Annotated in this window: 23 protein-coding genes and 1 pseudogene; 15 read left to right on the top strand and 9 right to left on the bottom strand. The window is 40.2% G+C overall.

Annotated features, from left to right (window positions below):
• Window positions 1-12 precede the first annotated feature (12 nt).
• The gene (locus CDG56_RS10590) at window positions 13-240 is read right to left on the bottom strand and encodes an accessory factor UbiK family protein (protein ID WP_087536529.1); all 228 of its coding nucleotides are present in this window, start codon (window positions 238-240) and stop codon (window positions 13-15) included.
• A gap of 275 nt (window positions 241-515) precedes the next feature.
• Here CDG56_RS10590 and glnK point away from each other — a divergent pair, with 275 nt between their 5' ends.
• The 7 genes from glnK (at window position 516) to CDG56_RS10555 (ending at window position 7,318) form a co-directional block, all read left to right on the top strand.
• The gene (glnK, locus tag CDG56_RS10585; RefSeq protein ID WP_000780326.1) at window positions 516-854 is read left to right on the top strand and encodes a P-II family nitrogen regulator; all 339 of its coding nucleotides are present in this window, start codon (window positions 516-518) and stop codon (window positions 852-854) included.
• A 67-nt stretch (window positions 855-921) separates the two neighbouring features.
• Window positions 922-2,334, top strand: coding sequence for an ammonium transporter (locus CDG56_RS10580; protein WP_087547841.1), 1,413 nt, complete (start codon window positions 922-924; stop codon window positions 2,332-2,334).
• A 126-nt stretch (window positions 2,335-2,460) separates the two neighbouring features.
• The gene (gene nrdR, locus CDG56_RS10575) at window positions 2,461-2,925 is read left to right on the top strand and encodes a transcriptional regulator NrdR (RefSeq protein ID WP_004659444.1); all 465 of its coding nucleotides are present in this window, start codon (window positions 2,461-2,463) and stop codon (window positions 2,923-2,925) included.
• A 12-nt stretch (window positions 2,926-2,937) separates the two neighbouring features.
• Complete coding sequence (ribD, locus tag CDG56_RS10570) at window positions 2,938-4,038, top strand: bifunctional diaminohydroxyphosphoribosylaminopyrimidine deaminase/5-amino-6-(5-phosphoribosylamino)uracil reductase RibD (protein WP_087547840.1); 1,101 nt, start codon at window positions 2,938-2,940, stop codon at window positions 4,036-4,038.
• Entirely contained in the window at window positions 4,035-5,327 is a 1,293-nt protein-coding gene (locus CDG56_RS10565) for a DNA adenine methylase (protein WP_087547839.1), read from the top strand. Before ribD ends, CDG56_RS10565 begins: the two co-directional genes overlap by 4 nt.
• Before the next feature lie 341 nt (window positions 5,328-5,668).
• Entirely contained in the window at window positions 5,669-6,508 is an 840-nt protein-coding gene (locus tag CDG56_RS10560) for an MIP/aquaporin family protein (RefSeq protein WP_087547838.1), read from the top strand.
• Between the two features lie 150 nt (window positions 6,509-6,658).
• Window positions 6,659-7,318: a riboflavin synthase gene (locus CDG56_RS10555; protein ID WP_046738931.1), complete on the top strand. Its 660-nt coding sequence runs from the start codon at window positions 6,659-6,661 to the stop codon at window positions 7,316-7,318.
• 43 nt (window positions 7,319-7,361) lie between these two features.
• On the opposite strand, the gene CDG56_RS10550 is transcribed toward CDG56_RS10555, so the two are convergent.
• From CDG56_RS10550 to CDG56_RS10540, 3 genes are read right to left on the bottom strand one after another with little or no spacing between them, the layout of a single operon-like run.
• On the bottom strand, window positions 7,362-7,988 hold the full coding sequence (locus CDG56_RS10550; protein WP_087536533.1) for a hypothetical protein: 627 nt from the start codon (window positions 7,986-7,988) through the stop codon (window positions 7,362-7,364).
• Between the two features lie 35 nt (window positions 7,989-8,023).
• The gene (locus CDG56_RS10545) at window positions 8,024-8,431 is read right to left on the bottom strand and encodes a DNA polymerase III subunit chi (protein WP_046738933.1); all 408 of its coding nucleotides are present in this window, start codon (window positions 8,429-8,431) and stop codon (window positions 8,024-8,026) included.
• A gap of 3 nt (window positions 8,432-8,434) precedes the next feature.
• The gene (locus CDG56_RS10540) at window positions 8,435-9,883 is read right to left on the bottom strand and encodes a leucyl aminopeptidase (protein ID WP_087547837.1); all 1,449 of its coding nucleotides are present in this window, start codon (window positions 9,881-9,883) and stop codon (window positions 8,435-8,437) included.
• Window positions 9,884-10,040: 157 nt separating this feature from the next.
• On the opposite strand from CDG56_RS10540, the gene lptF reads away from it, so the two are divergent.
• The 6 genes and pseudogenes from lptF (at window position 10,041) to CDG56_RS10520 (ending at window position 15,227) form a co-directional block, all read left to right on the top strand.
• Entirely contained in the window at window positions 10,041-11,141 is a 1,101-nt protein-coding gene (gene lptF / locus CDG56_RS10535) for an LPS export ABC transporter permease LptF (RefSeq protein ID WP_004659434.1), read from the top strand.
• Window positions 11,141-12,211: an LPS export ABC transporter permease LptG gene (gene lptG, locus CDG56_RS10530; protein WP_087547836.1), complete on the top strand. Its 1,071-nt coding sequence runs from the start codon at window positions 11,141-11,143 to the stop codon at window positions 12,209-12,211. Before lptF ends, lptG begins: the two co-directional genes overlap by 1 nt.
• 14 nt (window positions 12,212-12,225) lie before the next feature.
• A pseudogene (locus tag CDG56_RS17465) lies at window positions 12,226-12,276 on the top strand (hypothetical protein); the annotation flags it as partial.
• Window positions 12,277-12,334: 58 nt separating this feature from the next.
• On the top strand, window positions 12,335-12,385 hold the full coding sequence (locus tag CDG56_RS17460; protein ID WP_264754467.1) for a putative molybdenum carrier protein: 51 nt from the start codon (window positions 12,335-12,337) through the stop codon (window positions 12,383-12,385).
• A gap of 112 nt (window positions 12,386-12,497) precedes the next feature.
• Window positions 12,498-14,042 (top strand): 2,3-bisphosphoglycerate-independent phosphoglycerate mutase, encoded by a 1,545-nt coding sequence (gene gpmI / locus CDG56_RS10525; protein ID WP_087547835.1) that lies wholly within the window; start codon window positions 12,498-12,500, stop codon window positions 14,040-14,042.
• A gap of 9 nt (window positions 14,043-14,051) precedes the next feature.
• A complete protein-coding gene (locus CDG56_RS10520; RefSeq protein ID WP_087547834.1) occupies window positions 14,052-15,227 on the top strand; it encodes a S41 family peptidase in 1,176 nt (391 codons plus the stop codon).
• Between the two features lie 40 nt (window positions 15,228-15,267).
• On the opposite strand, the gene CDG56_RS10515 is transcribed toward CDG56_RS10520, so the two are convergent.
• The 3 genes from CDG56_RS10515 to CDG56_RS10505 are packed head-to-tail and all read right to left on the bottom strand — an operon-like array spanning window position 15,268 to window position 18,936.
• Window positions 15,268-16,692 (bottom strand): sigma-54-dependent transcriptional regulator, encoded by a 1,425-nt coding sequence (locus tag CDG56_RS10515; RefSeq protein WP_087545178.1) that lies wholly within the window; start codon window positions 16,690-16,692, stop codon window positions 15,268-15,270.
• 23 nt (window positions 16,693-16,715) lie between these two features.
• Window positions 16,716-18,281 carry a sensor histidine kinase gene (locus CDG56_RS10510; RefSeq protein WP_087547833.1) on the bottom strand — a complete coding sequence of 522 codons (1,566 nt, stop codon included), beginning with the start codon at window positions 18,279-18,281 and terminating at the stop codon, window positions 16,716-16,718.
• Window positions 18,282-18,300: 19 nt separating this feature from the next.
• Complete coding sequence (locus CDG56_RS10505; RefSeq protein ID WP_005163158.1) at window positions 18,301-18,936, bottom strand: response regulator; 636 nt, start codon at window positions 18,934-18,936, stop codon at window positions 18,301-18,303.
• 211 nt (window positions 18,937-19,147) lie between these two features.
• On the opposite strand from CDG56_RS10505, the gene pbpG reads away from it, so the two are divergent.
• Together pbpG and CDG56_RS10495 are read left to right on the top strand one after the other, a co-directional pair.
• Window positions 19,148-20,215, top strand: coding sequence for a D-alanyl-D-alanine endopeptidase PBP7/8 (pbpG, locus tag CDG56_RS10500; RefSeq protein ID WP_143225711.1), 1,068 nt, complete (start codon window positions 19,148-19,150; stop codon window positions 20,213-20,215).
• A gap of 172 nt (window positions 20,216-20,387) precedes the next feature.
• Window positions 20,388-21,167: a hypothetical protein gene (locus CDG56_RS10495; protein WP_087547831.1), complete on the top strand. Its 780-nt coding sequence runs from the start codon at window positions 20,388-20,390 to the stop codon at window positions 21,165-21,167.
• A gap of 66 nt (window positions 21,168-21,233) precedes the next feature.
• Here the strand turns inward: CDG56_RS10495 and thrC are convergent, their stop codons facing one another.
• Entirely contained in the window at window positions 21,234-22,373 is a 1,140-nt protein-coding gene (thrC, locus tag CDG56_RS10490) for a threonine synthase (RefSeq protein ID WP_004957346.1), read from the bottom strand.
• Between the two features lie 58 nt (window positions 22,374-22,431).
• Window positions 22,432-23,733, bottom strand: a complete 1,302-nt coding sequence (locus CDG56_RS10485) for a homoserine dehydrogenase (RefSeq protein WP_005163149.1) — start codon at window positions 23,731-23,733, stop codon at window positions 22,432-22,434.
• Window positions 23,734-23,860: the final 127 nt, after the last annotated feature.

The following is a 23,860-nucleotide window of genomic DNA, read 5'->3' as shown; positions in this document are numbered from 1 at the left end:
CTAAACTAGTGCTTATTTTTGATCTTGCACCATTTTTTCTAGGGTGCTCATTTGCTGTTGTAACGCAGCGAGGCGTTGGTTTGCCAAATTTAGCGCTATTTTCTGGCGCTCTAGCTCTTGTTTAGAGACTAAATCTAATTTTTCGACGCTTTCATTGAGCAAAGCACGTAAATTTTTTTCTAAATCTTTTTTAGGTTGATCAACTTGTTCAAGAATGGCTTGTAAAAGAGTTTCAATCATGAAGCGCTCAATAGGTTATATGTATTTGTAGGCAAGTGTACCATTGCTTGTAGTAATCCCATAGCCCTGTTCAACGCATTGATGCCACCGATATCTAAATTCAGTTAAACAGGAGCAAATGAAACTTATTTTCGATTGAATATCTACATCTTGACGTCCAAATAGGTTATAAAGAAAGCTCTTGCTGATGGTTTGAAAATCCCCAACCTTCAAATATTGGCATGAAAATTGAACATAAAACCTTACTGGTGAAAATAAGCCGAAGGAAAACACACATGAAGCTTGTAACTGCAATTGTAAAACCATTCAAACTCGATGATGTGCGTGAAGCACTCTCTGATATTGGTGTTCAAGGGATTACCGTAACTGAAGTAAAAGGTTTTGGTCGTCAAAAAGGTCATACTGAACTGTATCGTGGTGCAGAGTATGTCGTTGATTTTTTACCGAAAGTAAAGATTGAAATTGCGATTAGCGATGAAATGGTCGATGCGGTTATTGAATCTATCACTCGTGTCGCAAGCACTGGAAAAATTGGTGACGGTAAAATCTTTGTCACGAATTTGGAACAAGTCATCCGTATTCGTACTGGTGAAACGGGACCAGATGCTGTCTAAATTGGCACAAAGTTTGCTGAGTTAGAATTAAGAGAAATAGCTCACAAAATAAGGTTGGGGGACACGAATGAAAAAAATGCTTATGGCGCTCAGTCTATCTGGCGCACTCTTAGGTGGTTCAGCGATGGTTTGGGCAGAAGATACTGCATCAACACCCGTTGCTGAACAAACTGTAGCAGCGTCTGATACGGCGACTGCATCAACTGTGACTGTAGCAGCAGAAGCTCCTGCTCCTGTAGAAGCTACTCCAGCTCCTGCACCAGTTGCAAAAGTTGATACAGGCGATACAGCTTGGATTCTCGTTTCAACAGCACTGGTTCTGTTGATGACCATCCCTGGTTTGGCTCTATTCTATGGTGGTATGGTTCGTAAGAAAAACGTACTCAGCACCATGATGTTTAGCCTTTCTGCGGCAATTCTAGTCAGCTTAATTTGGGTTATCGTTGGTTATTCGCTTGCGTTCTCTGGTTCAGGTGCCTATGTCGGTGACTTTGCCAAATCAATGCTAAATGGCGTGGCATTTGATGCCTTAAGTGGAACTATTCCAGAAAGCTTGTTTGTTATTTTCCAAATGACTTTTGCGATTATCACTGTTGCAATTATTAGCGGCTCGATTGCTGATCGTATGAAATATTCAGCATTCATGGCGTTTATTGCAGTTTGGGTAATCTTGGTTTATGCACCAATTACTCACTGGGTTTGGGCTGCTGATGGCTGGTTATTCAAAGCAGGTGCTTTAGATTTTGCAGGCGGTACAGTTGTACATATCAACGCAGGTGTAGCTGGTTTAGTGGCTGCGTACATGTTGGGTAAACGTGCTGGTCTAGGTCGCGAATCAATGGCACCGCACAACCTTACGCTCACTGTGATTGGCGCAAGCTTAATTTGGGTAGGTTGGTTTGGCTTTAACGGTGGTAGTGCTTTAGGTGCTGGCGCTCGTGCAAGTATGGCAATTCTTGTAACGCAAGTTGCTGCTGCCGCTGCTGCATTCTCTTGGTTGATTGTTGAACGTCTGGTGCGTGGTAAGGCTTCAGTACTTGGTGGTGCATCAGGTGCGGTTGCTGGTTTGGTTGTAATCACTCCTGCGGCTGGTTTCGTTGGTGTGGGTGGTGCATTAATCATGGGCTTAATCGGTGGTGTAGTGTGCTTCTGGGGTATTACAGCACTTAAACGTCTCCTTAAAGCAGATGATGCATTGGATGCTTTCGGTCTACACGCAGTTGGTGGTATCGTTGGTGCGGTTCTTACGGGGGTGTTCTACAGTGATGAAATCATTAAAGCTGCTAACGTTGCGCTTGCTCCAACATTTGCAGGTCAATTATGGGTGCAAATTGAAGGTGTACTCGCAACGATGGTATATAGCGCAGTAGTGACTTTCATTATCCTTAAAGTGATTGATCTTGTGATTGGTATCCGCGTAAGTGCTGATGATGAGCGCATGGGTCTTGACCTTAGCCAACATGGCGAGCGTATCGAATAATTCATTATTCTTTGAAGTTTAAAAAACAGCCGAATAAGGCTGTTTTTTTATGCCTTTGGTGTGCTAGTTCAGCAATTGCAGAAACTTTGCTACACTTAAGCAAAGTGAGTAAATAATCGCACCATTATGCATTGTCCATTTTGTAACGCTGCTGATAGTAAAGTCATCGACTCTCGCCTTGCGGCTGAGGGTTGTCAAATCCGTCGTCGTCGAGAATGTACGATTTGTGGTGAAAGGTTTACCACCTTTGAAAGTTATGAAATGGTGATGCCACGAGTCATTAAATCTGATTCAAAAAGTGAACCATTTGATGAAGCAAAATTGCGCCGCTCATTGATGCATGCTTTACAGAAACGTCCTGTGACCCAGGAACAAATTGAAACGGTTTTAAGTGATATACAATCACAAATTCGCCGTTTAGGTGAGCGAGATGTAAAGTCTAGAACAATTGGTGAGATTGTGATGCAGGCTTTATTTGCACTTGATCATGTAGCCTATGTTCGTTTTGCCTCTGTTTATCAAGATTTCCAAGATGTTGAAGCATTTCGTCGTCAGATTGAGCAAATGCAACAACGTGAAAATGAAGCATAAGTTAGAGAAATCATGTCTGAGTTCACGCAAAATCATTTATCCCAAGATCAATATTGGATGCAGCAAGCAATTGAGTTGGCTCGACTAGGGCAATATTCAACCAAGCCGAATCCTAACGTGGGTTGCGTTATTGTCAAAGATGGGCAGCTGATTGGAGAGGGCTATCACCCTAAAGCGGGTCAACCCCACGCAGAAGTTTTTGCACTTCGCCAAGCGGGCGAACATGCTAAAGGCGCGACAGCTTACGTGACTTTGGAACCATGTGCACATTATGGTAGAACGCCGCCTTGTGCAGAAGCATTGGTTAAAGCTCAGGTGAAGAAAGTCGTGGTCGCTTGTTCAGATCCTAACCCATTAGTCGCGGGAAAAGGCGTTCAAATTTTAAAAGCAGCGGGTATTGAAGTTGAAACAGGAATTTGTGTAGAAACTGCAAAAACGCTCAATTTGGGCTTTTTAAAAGCGATGTCTACGGGTTCGCCGTATGTGCGTTTGAAAATTGCATCAAGTTTAGATGGCCGTACTGCAATGGCTTCAGGAGAATCAAAATGGATTACTGGAGCAATCGCTAGACAAGATGTACAACATTGGCGTGCAATTTCGGGTGCTGTGATTACAGGGATTCAAACCGTTTTAGCCGATGATTGTGAGCTGAATGTACGTGAATTGGACGGTATTGAGCTAAGTACCGTGGTTCAGCCGAAGCGTATTGTATTGGATCGCCAAGGACAGTTACCACTTTCAGCGAAGATTTTGAAAAATCCTGAAACAGTGATGGTGATGACACCATTTCGTCAAGAACTTGCTGATTTAGGCGTGATACAATTGGCGCCGCAACCCTTAAGTCAATTATTGCAAACTTTAACTCATCAGTATCAAATCTATGATGTGTTGGTTGAAGCAGGTGCAACTTTATCAACGGCTTTTTTACAGCAAGGTTTAGTTGATGAAATGATCAGTTATGTTGCACCGACTTTACTTGGTCAATCTGCTCGTGCAATGTTCAATGCTGAATTGAGTACAATGGCAGAACAATTGCGTTTTGATTTAGTCGATGTAACCCAACTTGGGCAAGATATTCGCCTAAGATTGCTCCCTATCCAAGAGATGATATGAATCCAGAACCATCGGTTTATCACAAGCGTCGTCATGCAGCACGTACGACTGACGAATATCTTTTTCATCAGTTAGTACCTTATTTAGGCAATAAGCGTCGACTGCTTCATCTGATTTTGGAAGCACTTGAGATTACGGGCACACTGAATAGTAAGAAAAAGAATCCACCGATTTTTGCTGATTTCTTTGCAGGGAGTGGCGTGGTCTCACGTTTAGCACGTCAAAACGGCTATCGTGTTATTGCAAATGACTGGGAACCGTATAGCCATGCATTGAACAACGCCATTTTAGCCTGTGTTGATGCACCCGCATTTAAAGAATTAGGTGGCTATCAAAAAGCGATCGACTATTTGAATCGATTGCCAGAAGTCAAAGGCTGGGTGACACATAATCTTTGTCCACGTAATGATGATGTGTATGATCCTGCTCGTGACCGTTTGTTTTTCAAACGCCGTAATGGGATGCGTATTGATGCAATTCGTCAACAGATCGCAACTTGGCAAGCACAAGGTGCAATCAATGATGTGGAAATGAGTGCTCTATTGGCACCACTTTTATATTCGGCAAGTTTTGTTAGTAATACCAGTGGTGTATTTAAGAGCTTTCATCAGGGTTGGGGTGGTCGAACTCAAACTGCTCTAGAACGGATCGAGTCATTAATATGGCTTACACCGAGCCGTTTCTGTGAGATTGGTGATCCCAAACGACCTGCGGCTGAAATGTGGTGTGTCGATGCACAACATTTAGCCAACCAAATGAGTGGTTTCGAAGTTGATGTTGCCTATCTTGATCCACCTTATAATCAGCATGCCTACAGTAGTAATTACCATGTTCTCAATGCCCTGACTTTATGGGATCAAGTGGATTTACCATCACCTGATACCAAAGGCTTTAAGAGTGGAATTGATCGAGCATGGCGTAAAGAACGCCCAAGCCCTTATAACTCGTCTAAGTATGCGAAAGAAGCTTATGAAAAGTTATTGGAAACAATTAATGCTCGCTATATTTTGACTAGTTATTCGACTGATGGAAATATTGAACCTAAAGATTTGCTTACTGTTAATTTAAAGCGCGGCAAAGTGACTTTGTTAACTCAAGATGTACCGCGTTATCGAGTGAGTAAACAGCGTCAATCAGAACGTGCACGTGTTCTTGAATTTATTGTGATTACGGATACTCATGCGAAGTCTGGCCCTCCATTACGACAGCTTTTAGGGCAGCTATATCATTTTGCTGAGTTGGGTGGTGTTGATACGACAGGCAATAGTACTCAGCTTGCACTTTGGTAAATTCAAGTAGACACCATTTTTGGAAAAAGTGGTGTCTATTTTCTATTTTTTTCACTTTCTTGCTAATACATATAATTTTATAAAATAAATGATTGTTTTTAAATGAATTATCATTGAAATTAAGTGGGTCTTCCTGAACATCTTTTTAATTTTAAATTAATTAAAAACAATAAGTTATCTATAGTTGTTGAGTGGGTTAAACTTTTTTATTTACAAAAAATATTTTACTATTTGGTTGAAAAACTACCAGAAGAATATTGATCATTTTCGAAAATGAATATATTTTGCCGAGCTTTATTCCAGGTCATGCCTATACGCAGCACTGACCAAGAGAGGTTGTGATGAGTCGCTCGGAACCCAGCTTGTTGGGGCAATGTATAGCTGAATTTTTTGCTACCGCAGTTTTTTTATCTTTTGGTATTGGTGTCGTGGCTGCGCTTAAACTTGCAGGAGCAAGTTTAGGGCTATGGGAAATCAGCCTTGTATGGGGCTTGGCTGTAGCATTGGCTGTTTATCTATCTGCCGGTATTTCTGGAGCTCATCTCAATCCTGCTGTTACGATCGCATTAGCACTGTTTGCTGGTTTCGATAAACGTAAAGTTCCTTTCTATATTATTTCTCAAGTTTCTGGTGCTGCTTTAGGCGCACTTCTGGTCTATGGTTTGTATAGCAATCTATTTATGGATTATGAGCAAACACACCATATGGTGCGGGGGAGTGTAGAGAGTTTGGAGTTGGCTGGAATTTTCTCAACCTATCCACATCATTTATTGTCTATTGGACAGGCGTTTATGGTGGAAATGTTTATCACTATGTTATTGCTTTGGCTCATCATGGCGATTGGGGATGATCATAATGGTTTGCCACGTGGTGCTTTAGCACCAATTTTGGTGGGTTTATTAGTTGCTGTCATTGGCGCTTCTTTTGGTCCATTAACAGGCTTTGCTATGAATCCTGCACGCGATTTTGGTCCAAAAGTTGTGGCCTATTTTTCGGGCTGGGGTTCAATTGCTTTTACTGGCGGTCGTGATATTCCTTATTTTATTGTGCCTATCTTTGCACCGATTGTTGGCGCTTGCTTAGGCGTATTAGGTTATAAATTATTTTTTAGCCATTTCTTGTTAAATAATACGGTTGAGCTTAAACAGAGAGCCAATAAACGTGTCTCTGAAATGCAGTAATTTAAGATTGAAAATAATAAAAGGTGATCAATGGATCGCCTTTTTTATTGCAGGTATTTGAACTTGGAGTCCCTTGTTATCTCTAAGGCTTTGCTTTATGGTATTCGATTCACTATGGCATATATTGCATAAGATTAGGTTAGAACTCCCATGTTTACAGGCATTATTGAAAGTTTAGGTAAGGTTGAGAGCTTACAAAGTGTAGGCGGTGACGTACGTCTACGTATTCAAACTGATTTGGATATGTCTGATGTGCATTTAGGTGATTCAATTGCGACGAATGGAATTTGTCTCACAGTGATCGAGTGGGGAAGCAATTGGTATGCTGCAGATGTGTCTCGTGAAAGCTTAAATCGAACGACTTTAGGTCAATGGAAAGTAGGTCAATCAGTCAATGTCGAAAAAGCAATGTTGCCAACAACTCGTTTTGGTGGGCATATTGTGAGTGGGCATGTCGATGGTCTTGGAGAAATTACAGTTGTTCGGCAAGACGCACGTTCATTATATTTTGAAGTAACAGCACCTGTTGAATTAGCAAAATATTTAGCTGAAAAAGGTTCTGTAACTGTCGATGGGATTAGTCTGACCATTAACCATCTACGTGGCAATATTCTGAGTTTGAATCTCATCCCTCATACTGCTGAGCGTACCAATATTGGCACATGGCAAGTCGGTACAAAAGTTAATTTAGAGGTTGATGTGCTGGCACGTTATATCGAGCGCTTATTGTTGGGTGATAGAGCAGCGGAACAAAAAACTGAGTCGAACATCAGTATGGCATTTTTGGCTGAAAACGGTTTCTTAAAATAAAAAATGAAACATAAAAAAGCCCAGTTTAAACTGGGCTTTTTTATTATTTTTCATCTGAAAATTGACTATTTTTGAGGATGTATTCTATTTCGTCTTGCGCAATCGCATGTAATTTTGCTCTAAAAACTGTGACCGCTTGTTCAATCATACTTTCAGCTTCTAATTCCAGTCGGACACGCACACTTTCGAGCTCAGATAAGATTTGTTGGTCATCAATCCGAACACGTTGAGCCTGCGCATAATCAATACTTGGTTGTTCAGGATTTGGTTGATAACGTTCAGTGTGTTGAGCAATTTCTTGATCAATGTGTTGTCGAAGGGCAACAAGATTTTCCGTTTGTTGTTCGAACTGATTTAACTCATCTGCTTGCAGTTGCGCGGCATAAGCAGCTTGGGCAGCACGTTTTTCTGCCAGAGCTTTTTCCAAAGCCAATTGTTTGCGAACGCGTGCTTGTTCAATTAACTCAGCCTTTAAATGTGCATAAGCTTGATCAATACGTTGTTGAGAGCGTAGCTGAGCTTTTTCTTCGAGTTGTATCCATGTTTGGATTTGTGTTTGTGGTAACAGTAGATCACAGATACGAGCTAAATCTTCCTGATAGGTCTGACGTACCGTTTCAGGTGTATTTAACCAACGCTTTTTAAAATCCTGTCCTACATTTAATGCCACGCGACACTCCTTATACGATGCTATGGTTTACAGACCTATAATTTAAATGTGCGTGGCTCAATGCCTAAACGACGATACATCTTAAATTTCTCTCGCCCGATCTGTTTTGCAGTTTCATTATTTTCAATAATTTCGATAATGTGGCGAAAATCTTGAGTTTGTTCAAGTGCATGATTGTTAAAATTAAATACAATCCAATCATTCGATGGCGGTAATTCAGCTGAAATACACACTGGACTATTCAACTGATCAATTCCATGAGCAATAAAGCTACTTGAATCAAAACTCCATAGCTTGTTATCCAACTCATTTTGTAAATTTGAATCAACACAATACCACCAAATCTGTGGGTGCTGATTCAGAATTTTTCGACATAAACGGCAAGCACTTTCAACTTGCCGCTCAACGCTGTTTTCAAACAAATAAAAACTAACTTGTGCCATAGATTAGTTATTCGTTTCAACACGATTCGCTAAAAACTGCATCAATAATGGTACTGGGCGTCCAGTTGCACCTTTAGCTGCACCAGATAACCATGCTGTACCAGCCACATCAAGATGTGCCCAGCGGTAATCACGAGTGAAACGTTCAAGGAAACATGCTGCGGTTATTGCACCACCATAAGGACCACCAATATTGGCAATATCGGCAAATGGTGAATCAAGGAGTTCTTGATATTCTTCCATCACAGGCATACGCCATACACGGTCGAGTGATTGTTCGCCAGCAAGTTGTAATTCTTGTACCAGTTCATCATCTGGAGAGAATAGCCCACTGACGACTTTGCCTAGCGCAACAACACATGCACCTGTAAGTGTCGCAATATCAATGACAAGCGCAGGATTAAAACGTTTGATATAAGTGAGGGTGTCGCATAGAACCAAACGGCCTTCAGCATCCGTATTCAAAATTTCTACAGTTTGACCACTCATGGTCGTCACAATATCTCCAGGGCGTGTTGCATGACCTGAAGGCATATTTTCTGCTGCTGCGATCGCACCGATAACATGAATTGGGAGTTGAGCTTCGCAAAGTGCTTGCATCGTACCTAATACTGAAGCAGCACCACACATATCGAATTTCATTTCATCCATACCTAAGCCTGGTTTTAATGAAATACCGCCTGTATCAAAAGTAACACCTTTACCGACAAGTACGATAGGTGCTTGATCAGCTTTTGCCTGATATTCAAGTGTAATAATTCTGCCTGGTCGATCAGAGCCTTTACTTACAGCAAGAAAAGCATTCATCCCTAAATCAGCCATTTGCTGTTCATTCAGGATAGTGACTTTTAATAGGTCAGGGTATTGTGCTGCAAGTGCAATCGCCTGATCTGCAAGGTATTCAGGGAAGCAAATATTTCCTGGGCGATTGCCTAAATCTCGAGCGTAATTTTGTCCAGATTGAACTGCGTGGACGAGCTTTAATTGAGCATCATCAAGTACAGTTTCATTTGCAACTAGATTAATGGTTTCTAAGATGAACTCATTTTTTTTAGATTTAAATTCATCATAGGCATAGGCTGCTTGGGTTAAACCTAAGGCAAATAGGTAATGTAAATCAGTTGGTAATGCGCTGAGATCTACAGTGATTTGTCTAAATTTATTTTGTGATGATTTGATAATCGTTTGTGCGAGTTTTGCTAATTTTGTCGCTTTCAATTCAGCACTTTTGCCTAAACCGAGTAAATGTGCATTGGCTTGTACAGCGATATTGGTAATCAGGGCAATATTTTCATTAAAACCAGCTTTGAATTGTGTGGCATTCAAAACATCTTCTAGATGATTGATTTGATAACTATTTAAGTTCTGTTGTAATTGTTCTGAATCAACCAAAATCCACAAAGATTCACTAGACGACTGTGTTGGGAATGCGGTATGAAGGGTAAATTTCATTGTTTGTATAGAACCTAAGCAGCGAAAAAGAAAGATAAGTCCATTAAACACTTTCAGATATGAGGTTGCAATCCGCAACAAGCGATAGGTTTTATATTTTTAACATTCGGGTAAACTAGCACTACCCCTCGATTGGTCTATTTTTGGAAGCATTACTTTGATTATTCGGCGTTATCTCGTCAAACAAGTGGTCTCCACCTCTTTGGTTGTGACTGCTTTGCTCACTTTAATTATTATGGGTGGGCAGTTAATCAAGATTTTTGGGCGAGCTGCACAGGGGCGTTTAGACGCTAGTGTGTTGCTGAGTATCATTGCTTATCGTTTGCCAGAGTTTCTAACTTTAATTTTGCCATTGGGTTTCTTTATTGGACTTATGCTGGTTTTTGGTCGTCTATATGTTGACCATGAAATGGCGGTTTTAAATGGTAGTGGTGTTAGCCGTAATCAATTAGCCAAACTTTTATTGCCGATGACATTTGTTTTTTTGATCGTCCAAGCAATATTAATGTTTTGGGGTTCATCATCTGGAATTCGTGCTTACGAAAGCTTGATGCAAACACAAGCAGTGCGAGCAGGTTTTGATTTGGTCCGACCTAAAGAATTTATTTCTTCAGGTCCTTATACCATTTATGCAGGTTCACTTTCCGAAGATCGAAAAAATTTAAAAGATATTTTTTACTATCAGAAAGCCGATCGTGAAGATAAACCAGATGTGATGATTTTAGCCAAAGAAGCGACACGTGTCGAAATGGCAAATGATACGGCGAATGTTGTTGATTTAGTTCAAGGTCGTCGTTACGAAATTTATCCGAATCAGCCACGCTATACCCAAGCAGAATTTCAATCTTATCGCTTACGTTTAGAGAATGATAAAGACGTTAAGTTTGAAAGCGATGATGTTGAAGCTTTATCCATGTCTAAGCTATGGGAAAGACGTGATGACCCTGTTATACGCAGCGAGCTTGGTTGGCGTATCTTTGGTCCATTTGTGATTATTGTTGGATTGATGCTTGCGGTTGCGTTATCTGAAGTAAGTCCACGTCAAGGTCGATATTATCGTCTTATTCCATCTATATTTATTTTTGCTAGCCTTATTGTATTAATGATCGCAATTCAGACACGAATTAGTAAAGGTGAGTTAGACATCTGGGCTTATCCTGTCGCATTAATGATTTATGCTATTGCGGCGGCAATTTTTGCACGGAAACAAAAGTTAGCACCAAAACTTAAGAAAAGTATTCAGCGAGTGGGGTTGTAATGTTAGCACGTCGAATAGTCGCCAAACATGTGACAAAAACTACAGTCCTTGCAATGCTAGGCACAACGCTCGTATTATCTTTTTTACAAATATTATTCACTTACTTAGGTGAATTAGGCTCGCTGAAACCAACTTATAATGCATGGCAAGCTTTCCTATATGTGATATGGGGCGCACCGAGTTATTTGTATGATATTTTACCTGTTGCAGCGTTAATCGGCTCTGTTTTAGGTTTGGGTGCTCTTGCTTCGAATAGTGAACTGATCGTCATGCGTTCAGTTGGTATCAGCCTGTGGCGTATTGTGGGTTGGGTAATGCGCTCAGCTTTACTTTTAATTGTAATGTCTTTTGTATTAAGTGAATGGGTCATTCCTTATACCAATGAAAAAGCACAAAGCATTAAAAAACAACGTAGCGTAGCGGCTTTAGGTGAGGTAAAAGGTTATTGGTCACGTGAAGGCCAACGTTTTATCTATATTGATTATGCGAATTCCCAAGGTCAATTACGTAATATTCAAGCGATTGATTTTGATCAGAACTATCGATTGCAGTCCTTTGTCACTGCTGAAAAAGGCCAATTTTTAAAAGATGGTCAGTGGACTTTAGACAAATCACATCAGGTTGATTTACTTGCTCAAGGGAATGCGATTAAAACGGATCACGAGCAACAAGCGTTAGGATTGGCTTTACAACCTAAATATGTACATATGGTGACTTTGGACCCAGACGATTTATCTCCAAGTCAATTGATTAGTTTTATGCAGTATTTATCAGAGTATAGCCAAGTTCCAAAGACTTATGAGTTAGCCTTTTGGAAAAAAGTCACGTCTCCATTTGCACTGATTACGTTGGTTCTTATTGCCTGCTCATTTATTTTTGGCCCATTGCGTCAGCAGTCGATGGGTTTTCGCTTGGTTATCGCACTTTTCACTGGGTTAGGGTTCTTCTATTTACAAGACTTTTTAGGTTATGCAAGCTTGGTTTATGCACCGTCACCTGCTTGGTTCGTATTATTACCAGTGGTATTGATGTTCATGATGGGTAGCTATTTATTATATCGAGCAAGGTAGAAAATTAGATTTCTATGCACATTAAAATTATATCTGGTGGGCAAACTGGAGTTGATAGAATTGCTTTAGATGCCGCATTAGATTTTAGGAGTACCGTGTGGTGGTTGGTGTCCCGAGGATCGAATGGCAGAAGATGGAAGAATTCCAGATAAGTATCCTTTAATTATAATATAAAGATGATTCCCGATGCTTTTGATTGATGAAAGCCATCAGTAACGCCATAGAGAATTACAGTAAATTTGGGTAAAATACGCCGATCAAATGATAGACAAACAGAGAGTCCATTATGACGGATGCAAATGCTGGCAAAATTCCTCACGTTCTTGTAATTATGGATGGTGTAGGACATCGTGAAGCAGTTGAGGATAATGCATATTTAGCAGCAAAAACACCAAATCTGACTGCGATGAAAGCAAAGCATCCAAATAGTTTGATTTCAGGTTCTGGCGAAGATGTAGGCCTACCTGATGGACAAATGGGCAACTCTGAAGTTGGTCATATGAACTTAGGTGCAGGTCGTGTTTTGTATCAGGACTTTACACGGATTACTAAAGATATTCGGACAGGTGCTTTTTTTGAGCATGAAGTGTTAGTTGATGCGGTTGAAAAAGCCAAAGCAGCGAATGGTGCCGTTCATGTCATGGGGTTGTTGTCACAAGGTGGAGTGCATTCGCATGAAGATCATATTGTGGCGATGTGTGAGCTAGCATTAAAACGTGGCGCAACAGTATATCTACACGCTTTCCTTGATGGTCGTGATACCCCTCCACGTAGCGCAAAACCTTCATTAGAAAAATTCGATGCTTTATTTGCTCAGTATCCAAATCAAGGTCGTATCGTTTCGATGATTGGTCGTTATTTTGCAATGGATCGTGATAACCGCTGGAATCGTGTTGAACTCGCTTATCGTTTAATGACAGAAGGCGAGGCAGTCCGTGTTGTAAACTCAGCTGTAGAAGGTTTAGAGCAAGCCTATGCAGCAGAAGAAAATGATGAGTTTGTTCAAGCAACACGTATTGGTGAAATTGCCAAAATCCAAGATGGCGATAGTGTGGTTTTCATGAACTTCCGTGCTGATCGTGCGCGTGAAATCACCCGTGCCTTTGTTGAGAAAAATTTTACTGGGTTTACGCGTAAAGTCGCTCCAAGTTTATCTAAATTTGTGATGCTAACACGCTATCAGGCAAGTATTGATGCGCCAGTTGCATACATGCCAGAAGAGCTTAAAAATTCCATCGGTGAATATTTATCTGGTTTGGGCAAAACTCAATTGCGTATTGCTGAAACAGAGAAATATGCACATGTGACATTCTTCTTCAGCGGTGGTCGTGAAGATGAATATCTGGGAGAGAAGCGTATTTTGATTCCTTCTCCGAATGTCGCAACCTATGATCTAAAACCAGAAATGAGTGCTTATGAAGTCACTGATGAGTTAGTAAATGCTATTAATTCGGGTGAGTTTGACCTTCTGGTTGTCAATTACGCCAATGGTGATATGGTCGGACATACTGGTGTATTTGATGCAGCAGTGAAAGCGGTTGAAACTGTTGATACGTGTTTAGGTCGTGTCTATGAAGCAGTAATGGCAAACAAAGGTCATATGTTAATTACAGCGGATCATGGTAATGTAGAGCAAATGCAAGACTACGACAGTGGACAAGTTCATACACAACATACCACTGAATTGGTGCCATTTATTTATGTGGGCCCAACTCAAGCAACGATTGCAGAGGGTGGTGTATTGGCTGATGTTGCACCAACATTACTTCATTTGATGAATATTCCAGTACCTTCCGACATGCAAGGCAAGAATTTAATTACTTTAAAATAAGGTGAACTTATGACCCAACACAACAACATTTATCGAGGCTTGTTTGCGAGTTTGTTGATGTGTTGGGGATCACATACGTTATCTGCACCTATTACACATGCCTCAGGATGGGGGGAAGAGACTACAAGTCGAAATGCTGAAGTGCCACTTGAATCTATTCAGCAATTTGTACAGATTTATGGGATTGTGAAAGATAACTACGTTGATAAAAAAACAGACGATGCACTTTTTCAGCAAGCAATCAAAGGGTTAGTGAGCGGTTTAGATCGTTATTCGCGTTATTTATCCGCCGAAGAATACCGCCAGCTTATTCAATACACTGAAGGTGATCTGGCTTCTGTTGATTTCAATTTAAATTATGATGCTCATAATCGTTTATGGCAAATTCAAGACCTAAAATCAGGATCTGATTCTAGTAAGTTGGGTTTGCGTAATGGACAAGCCATACTCAAAGTCGATAATCAAGAATTAAAGAGTTTAAATCAGGATCAAGTACAAGGTCTGCTGTATGGCTCGATTGGCAGCACCCTGCAAATACAGCCTGAAAACAGCAATAGTACGGTGATTTTGGTTCGAAATAAAAAAGTTGAGACAGATATTGAACCTGTTTTACTACATAATCAGGTGCTTGTACTTAAAATTAGAGTGTTTCAACAAGATACAGCAAATGAAATTAAACGTTTAATCGAAGAATATAGTACAACTAAACTCAAGGCTGTCGTTCTTGACCTGCGTAATAATCCAGGTGGTTTATTGTCGGCTGCTGTTGAATCAACAGATTTATTCTTGAATCAAGGATTAATTGTGACGACAAAAAGTCGTTCAGAAGGAGATCAACAATTTCAGGCTTTACCCTCAAATGAATTTCAAAATATAAAATTAGGTATCTTAATCAACCATCGTTCAGCCTCGGCAGCTGAAGTATTCACCGCAGCATTAAAAGAACATAAACGTGCGTGGGTTGTAGGGGAAAATAGCTATGGAAAAGGTGTAGTACAGAAATTATTTCCATTACCGAGTGGCGCAGCACTGCAAATGACGGTCTCACATTATTACACGCCCAATGGGAATATGATTGAAGGTCAAGGGATTCAACCGAATCAAAGTTATCCGTTGTTACCTGAAATGAAAGAAGATGGTTATTTGGAACATGTCACAGATTTGGTTCTAAAAAGTAAAATTTAATTAAAAATAAAGCCCCTATTTAGGGGCTTTATTTTTAAGACTATTCATCATCTTCTGTATCTAAACCAAATTTTTTCAAACGATAACGTAAAGAACGGAAAGTCATTCCTAATTTCTTTGCTGCTAACGTTCGGTTCCAATGGGTTAAATTCAGTGCATTGAGAAGAATCTCTTTTTCAATATTTTCTAAATAGAGCTCCAGTCCTTCAGATGGTAGCTTTTTAGAACCCATAGGGCTAGTGCTTACCGCATGATCATTTTCATCTTGTGTTGAAAATGAGACTGTTGGCGTTGCAATAGGGCTACGTAGAGGAGCTGTTTGTAGATGAGCTAGATCAATGGTTTCATCATCACTGAGCGTAATTGCACGTTCAATAATATTTCGAAGCTCGCGTACATTACCTGGAAAATATTGTTGCAATAAGAATTGTTCAGCACGAGAAGAAAGGGTTTTGACTGAGACTTCCCATTCTTGGCTGATTTTCTGAATAAAGTGATTTGCTAACAATAAGATATCTTGCCCACGTTCACGTAAAGGAGGTAATACAATATCCATGACGTGAATACGGAAGAATAAATCTTGTCTGAAACGACCTTGTTGCACTAGTAATTCAAGATCTTGATGACTCGCACTGATGACCCGGAAATCAACATCAATTTCTTGATCTGAGCCGACAGGGCGAATTTTCTTTTCTTGCACTGCACGAAGCAGTTTTACCTGCATACTTAAGGGTAATTCAGCGATCTCATCTAAGAATAAACTACCCCCATGTGCGGAAAGAATTAAACCTTGTTTGTCTTGGGTTGCGCCTGTAAAGCTGCCCTTTTTATGACCAAATAGTTCACTTTCCATTAACTCTGTTGGAATAGCACCACAGTTGATCGCAATAAAAGGTCCTTCACTACGGTTACTCAGACGATGAACTAAATTGGCAACAACTTCTTTTCCTGTCCCTGATTCACCGGTAATAAAGACAGGGGCTTGAGATCGAGCAATTTTCTTTAAAGCAATTCGTAATTGCTGAATGGGCGTAGATCGACCAATGAGCAGTTTATTTTCTAATGCGCTTTCAGCAGCTTCTTGTTCAGGCTGTGGTCGATTCAATGCTTTTTGAATCAACTGGTCTAAATGTGTTTGATTAACAGGCTTGCTGACAAAATCAAATGCACCCGCTTTCAATGCCGCAATGGCAATATCCATATTGCCATAGGCTGTCAGTACCGCAATCGGTGTGTTGGGATAGTTCTGCGTTACATGTTTAACTAAATCGAGACCATTGCCATCTGGGAGATTCAAATCTGTTAAACAGGCATCGTACTGAAACTCGGTAAAGAATTTTTTTGCTTGCTCTACACGATAGGCAAGATGGGTTTTAATGCCCATTCGTGCAAGCGTCATTTGCATGAGGAGACATAAGTCTTCTTCATCGTCTACGAGTAAGACGAGCGGTTGTTTAGTTGCCATTTCCCCGAGAAACCTAATCTGAATCAATGAATTTTTGAGCATTCAATCCTGAAACATGCTCCTTGTTGTCGCTCTACGTAAGTGAGCTTTGCATGATTTGCCTCACAAAAGCTGTGAGACAAATACAATCCTAAACCAGTTCCTTTAATTTCGGTACTAAAAAATGGTTTGAATAGCTGAGAAATATCTCGTTTTGCGACACCCGTACCAAAATCAATGACATCAATACATGTTCTGCCATCTTTTAAGTCTACATTCACTTCAATAAATTGAGCATCAGCTGCATTGTGCCGCAGAGCATTTCGAATCAGGTTAATTAGAACTTGGCGTAATTGTTTCTCATCAAAAAGAATATGAATGCGTTCTGCAAGATTGAGTTTAATCATATGTTTCGCATCGACTAGATCTTCATTCAATAGGCTCTCAAAAAAATCAGCCAATTGAATGACTTGTGGCTCAGTTGGTTTGTTGCGCGCCATGCCTAATGTATCTTGCACAATATTATCAATACGTCTAGCTTGTTTGCTAATCATACGACAGAGCATTTCTTGTTGATGACTGTCACTTTCTTTAAATAATTCATTGGCCTGTACAATCGCCGCTAAAGGGTTGCGAATTTCATGTGCAATACTTGCAGAGAGTTGACCGAGCGCGGCGAGTTTTAATTGTTGAACTTGCTGCGTGAGTTTTTGTGTATCTTTCAAGATAAGTAAAATTAATGATTGTTCGGGGACGATTAGGTGTTTAACACGGATATTGATTGTGTAAGGACTTTGTTGTGATTCAAAACTAAATTCTTCACCATCTTTTAAGTCGCTGAGCTGAATCAATTCAAATAGATCTGGTTGCCATTTGATTAAAGGGGTTTTCTCTGTGGACATCGAAAAATGAACACCCAGTAGGGTATTGGCGGCGGGATTGCTCAGTACAATATGGTTGCTTTCATCCAGAACCAGATAGCCATCCTCAATTTGTTCGAGAATATAACGGTTAATATTCTGGAGTTGATGGATCTCGATAGATTGGTGGAAAGTTAAGGTTTCCAGAATTTTAAATCGTTGCACCGCAATACGGCCAATCGCATGCACCACAAAAAATAGAAAGGCAAGGAGAGCGCTATTACCGAGATGATTTAAATTATTGTAGTCAAAAAAGTTGCCCAGAAAACGCTGATAAATCACCATAATTACCGCAAACAGCGTCACGATTAAGGACAACTGGGCATTCAGTAAAATGGCAGAGGAAAAAATGATGATGACGTACAATAAGCTTAATTGTAAGTTCGGACCGCCTGCCGAAAAGGTAATCACACTTAAACAGATCACGTCTATAATAAAAATAAAAATGAGCTGTTTGCTGATTTGTAATGGAACTATTTTTAGTAAAAAAAGCTGAAAAATATTAAAGCTGATATAACAAATCAGAGTGTAAAAATATAAAAATGGATAATCATAATTGGTAGCAAGCTGCTCTGCGGTAAGTAAGTAAATAAGGATTAGACTGATTGAAATAATCAGTCGATATCCACTATACCAAATTCCGAGCCGATAAACGGTTTGGGACACTGAGGACGCAATTTTTCCCAACATAAGCGATCACTTAATATGATTAAGGTTTAATGAGTCCATAACGGATGGCGAGATGGGTTAACTTTACATCACTATCAATTGCTAGTTTTTCGAAAATGCGGTAACGATAAGTATTTACGGTTTTAACACTAACAAATAATTTATCGGCGATTTCTTGAGCACTAATACAATTAACCACCATCATTGCGACTTGCATTTCACGCTCAGAAAGTGCGTCAAAAGGTGATTGTTGCGTATCTGAAAGATAAGAACTCGCAAGCTGTTCAGCAATATCTGCACTGAAATATTTACCACCTTGCATCACTTTATTGATTGCACGTACCATTTCTGAAATAGGCGCGCCTTTTGTAATATAGCCTTTTGCACCTGCTTTTAATAACAACGATGGATAAGGTTCTTCCGCTAAACCACTGACAGCAATCACTTTAGTCTCAGGTGCTGTTTGTAAAAGGCGACGTGTTGTTTCTACGCCACCAATTCCTGGCATATTGACATCTAATAGTACAACCTGAGGATGCTTTAATCGAACTAAAGCAATCGCTTCTTCTCCAGATTCAGCTTGTCCAATGACTTCTACATCTGGGTGGTCTTCCAACATACGACAAATGCCTGTACGTACGAGTTCATGATCATCAACAACGAGAACAGTGATCAAGAAGACCTCCTTTTTTTCAAAAAAACGTTTTTTTTGTTACATAAAGAAAAATGAGCTTGCAATCAAACGACAAAATTAGCAATCCTATTCTCCATGTTTAGAGAATAGTTGTACACAATTGTGTCTATAAAAGCTTTACCCGATTTGTTCAAATGTAAGGCATAATGTTATTAAGCGCAAATGTGCAGCGTCCCGAGTTGAGTATTGTGTCGTGAAAAATTCTAAAAAATCTATCATGCATGCCTTGAGCATGTCTATTTTGTTGGCGCTTAGTTCAACAAGTTATGCTGAGCTGGTTGTAAACAACAATCCAGCCTCTACAAGTGCGAATAGTTCTTCAGCTTCGTTAAATTGGTCTGCAAGTGATGCAAGCCAATTAATGCAAGATGATGATTCATTAGAGATCAGCCCGCAAGGTTCAACTTCGGTTACAACCACTTTACGAAGTGGTGGTTCTGCAAGTATTAGTTCATCTGCAACGCCACAAAAAAGCAGACAGATTCGAGATACCTCTCATTTCAGTAGCCAACCCGCTGTAAATGCACGTGCAGCCTTGGTGATGGATGCACAAACGGGCGAAGTACTGTTTAGTAAAAACAGTAATATGTCGGTACCGATTGCCTCAATTACCAAATTGATGACGGCTGTGATTACCGCAGATGCACGTCTGAATATGTCGGAAGAAATCACGCTACAGCAAATTGACTTTGCGGGTGCAGGTGGAAAGAATTCAAGTTCGACCTTGAAAGTAGGCGATACCATGAATCGAGCGGAACTTTTGTTATTCGCTTTGATGAAATCAGAAAATCCTGCTGCGGCAGCATTAGCGAGGACTTACCCAAGCGGACGTTCAGCATTTATTGCTGCGATGAATGCCAAAGCAAAACAATTAGGAATGACCTCAACCCGTTATGCAGAGTCAACAGGTTTAGATCCTCATAATGTTTCTTCCGCACGTGATCTTGGTATTTTGGTGAGTGCTGCTTCTCAATATGGCTTGATTCGTCAATTTTCTACCACGCCAACTTATGATTTTAATTTAGGTTATCGTGTGCTTAAGTCAAATAATACCAATGCCTTAGTGCGTAATGGTGGTTGGAATATTAATCTATCTAAAACAGGATATATCGGTGAGGCTGGGCGCTGTGTGGTCATGCATGCAACTGTTAATTCACGTCCTGCTGTAGTCGTGCTATTGGGGGCTTCAACTTCTCAAGCACGTACCAATGATGCAACCAACTTATTAACTTGGCTGAGTACTTTACCGAAAAGAATTTAATTACTTACGAACGTAAAGCTCCTCATATGAGGAGCTTTTTTATATAACGTAACGACATTTTATGACGTAAAAAATGCTTTATCACTTTTATTTTGAGTGATTTTTGTTAGATTAGCATTTCAGACATTAATATTTATTTTGATTTCAAAAAAGCTAAAATTGGGGAAATAAGATGGCGACTTATGTGGTTCGTGCCAAGTATTTTGGTTATAACGATGAAGTTTTCTACGTAGCTGGCAATCGTATTGCGAATGTTTTTGATAATAAGCAACAGGCTGAATTAGCTTATAAAAAACTTGAGATAGATGGAGCGCGTGATTTTGCATTATATGAAGTTGAATCCCTTTTTGATGCTGATGAAGCATTATTGCAGCAATTAGATGACTTCGTATATTCACGTTGTGGTGAACATATTTGCGAAGAAGGGGATATTTCTGACGATGTATTACCTGCAAGTTTAAGTGACGATGATACCTTTGAATTTATTCAGCTTGCTGGAATGCAAAAATTCCAATTGGTTGAATTCGAAAATGAAGTCAAGTTTTATAGTTTATGGTCTGTAAAAAAACAACAATGGGTGGAGGAGCATGATGAATGCTTTGCGGGTTTAATATATTCAGAAAGTTTAGATGATTTTAAATCTAAAGTTGAGCATATTTTTGCTGATTATGATTATTCAGCAATTGAAATAAAAGGCAGCTTGGATGAACTTTCAGCCCAACCGATTTTATTGCAAGCAATGATTAGTACACAATCTGGTTTAAGTTATGATGAAGCAAAACAAACTCTTGTCATTGATGCTTGGCAAGATGAAGCATTGTATGCTGTGAATTCGCTATTGAAGCAACCTTTGTTTGAAATTAAAGAAATTAATCTAGAAGAAATTCAAAAAATTGAAAAAGACTTAGCAAAACAATACAGCTATGATGAAGATTATGAATATGAAGAATAAAATCATGTTCTAGTTAATAAAAAACCAGTTGCTTGCAACTGGTTTTTTATTACTAAAAATTTATTCTTACATATTTGAAAGAATAGAATCTTTAACTTGATCCATCGTTGCATCGATGGATAACATCACAGCATCCGCACATTGTTTGATTGCTGTATCTGGATCTTTCAAACCGTTACCTGTCACAGTACATACGATCACAGAACCTTCAGCAATTTTACCTGCTTTGATGTCACGAATAGCACCACCGATAGAAGCAGCAGAAGCTGGCTCTACGAAAACACCTTCATACATAGAAAGTAAGCGTTGAGCTTCAAGAATTTCGCTATCTTGAAGTTCATCGAACCAACCTTTCGAATCACGTACAACTGCTTTTGCATGATTCCAGCTTTGTGGATTACCAATACGAATAGCCGTTGCAACGGTTTCTGGACTTTCCACTGGAGCACCACGTAAGAATGGCGCTGCACCAGAAGCTTGATAACCAACCATCGTTGGTAAGCCTTCAGGTTTAGGACCCGTGAATTGATCTGTTGCTGCATCATAGATGACTTGTTCGAACTGATCAGCAGGTTGATTTGCTACTGCTTCTGTATAACCCATCCAGTGTGCAGTGATATTTCCTGCATTACCAACTGGTAAGCAGTGGTAGTCAGGTGCACGGCCCAATGCTTCTACAATTTCATAAGCAATCGTTTTTTGACCTTGCAAACGGTAAGGGTTGATTGAGTTTACGATAGTCACAGGCGCTTGATCTGCTACTTCTTTTACGAGGCGCATACCGTCATCGAAGTTACCGCGGATTTGCATGGTGATCGCACCGTACATCATTGCTTGAGCCATTTTACCCATTGCAATTTTGCCTTCAGGAATTAAAACAAAGGCTTTAATTCCTGCACGCGCTGCATATGCTGCTGCAGCAGCAGAAGTATTTCCAGTGGATGCACAGATAATCGCTTTTGAACCTTCTTCAACAGCTTTTGTTACAGCCATCGTCATACCACGGTCTTTAAATGAACCTGTTGGGTTAAGACCTTCGTACTTCACATAGATTTCAACGTTTTTGCCAATAATACGTGGAATATTCTCAAGTTTAATAAGAGGAGTATTTCCTTCACCTAGAGAAATTGCACGTGTAGTTGCAGACACAGGTAAACGGTCACGATAACGATCTACAAGACCAGTATAACGATTGGCATTCGACATGATGGTGTTCCAATATGAGGTAGAGCGGGGAGAGGGAATGCATTTTCCCTCAACCTGATTAACTATCGAGCGATTCTAAACGAATTCTTACGATTTCGCCACGAATAGCTGGTAATGCTTGAATTTGAGCAAGTGCTTCATCCATTTTTGATTCAACAATTGGGTCTGTCAAAATCACGATAGGAATCAAATCTTTCAAGCGAGATTGCTGCATGATCGCATCGATGCTGATACCAGCACGGCTAAGGATGGTGGTTATATCAGCGAGTACGCCCGTTTGGTCTTCAGCATTTAAACGGATGTAGTATCCAGTCGTCATTTCTTCACGACTCAGGATAGGCATGTTCGTTAGTGCTTCAAATGCTAATTGTGGAATCGTTCCTGCACCATCTTCGGTATAAGAAATATCACGTACGATATCAATCACATCAGCAACAACTGCAGAAGCCGTTGGACCAGCGCCAGCACCAGCACCATAGTAAAGCGTTGGGCCTACGGCATGTGCTTGTACCAATACCGCATTTTTAACACCGTTCACATTGGCAATCAGTTGTTCTGCTGGAATCAGTGTAGGATGAACACGTAACTCAATACCATTACTTGCACGACGTGCAATACCCAAATGTTTGATACGGAAGCCAAGTTCTTCAGCATATTTCACATCTTGTGCGGTAATTTTGCTAATGCCTTCTGTGTAGACCTTATCAAACTGTAATGGGATACCAAAAGCACATGACGCCAAGATAGTGAGTTTGTGCGCAGCATCAATGCCTTCTACATCAAAAGTTGGATCTGCTTCAGCATAACCGAGTTCTTGAGCTTCTTTGAGCACATCATCAAATGCACGGCCTTTTTCGCGCATTTCAGTCAGAATGAAGTTACCTGTACCATTAATGATACCTGCAAGCCATTGAATATGGTTTGCAGCTAGACCTTCACGAATGACTTTAATAATTGGAATACCGCCAGCAACCGCTGCTTCATAAGCGATTTGAACAGCATTATCTTCAGCTGCTTTAAACAACTCATTACCATGTTCTGCAAGTAGTGCTTTATTGGCAGTGACAACTTGCTTGCCATGTTTGATGGCTTCCATGATAACTTCATAGGCAGGATGAATACCGCCCATGACTTCAACGACTACATCAACATCAGGTTGACGTACGATGTCCATGAGATCATCACTTTGTTTGATCCCTTCGAGTTGTAAATCTGGACGTGGACGGCGTGTGCCTACATGTGTAATTTGAATTTCGCGACCGGTACGGCGTTTAATTTCAGCAGCATTTTCTTGTAATAATTTAAGGGCTCCACCACCTACAGTACCAAGACCGAGTATCGCCAGACGAACTGGTTTCACGTCACACTCCATTTTATTCAATCATTTTAATGAAGCTTGATCATAGCTAAAAAAGTGCGCAGACACTAGGGCTAAGATCATCTTTAATCTGTCGCCCGAGTCTTGGTGAGGTGGTGTAGAGAATGTT

The organism is Acinetobacter sp. WCHA39, assembly GCF_002165385.1.
Lineage (GTDB): Bacteria > Pseudomonadota > Gammaproteobacteria > Pseudomonadales > Moraxellaceae > Acinetobacter.
This window is presented reverse-complemented; position numbering and strand designations above follow the sequence as displayed.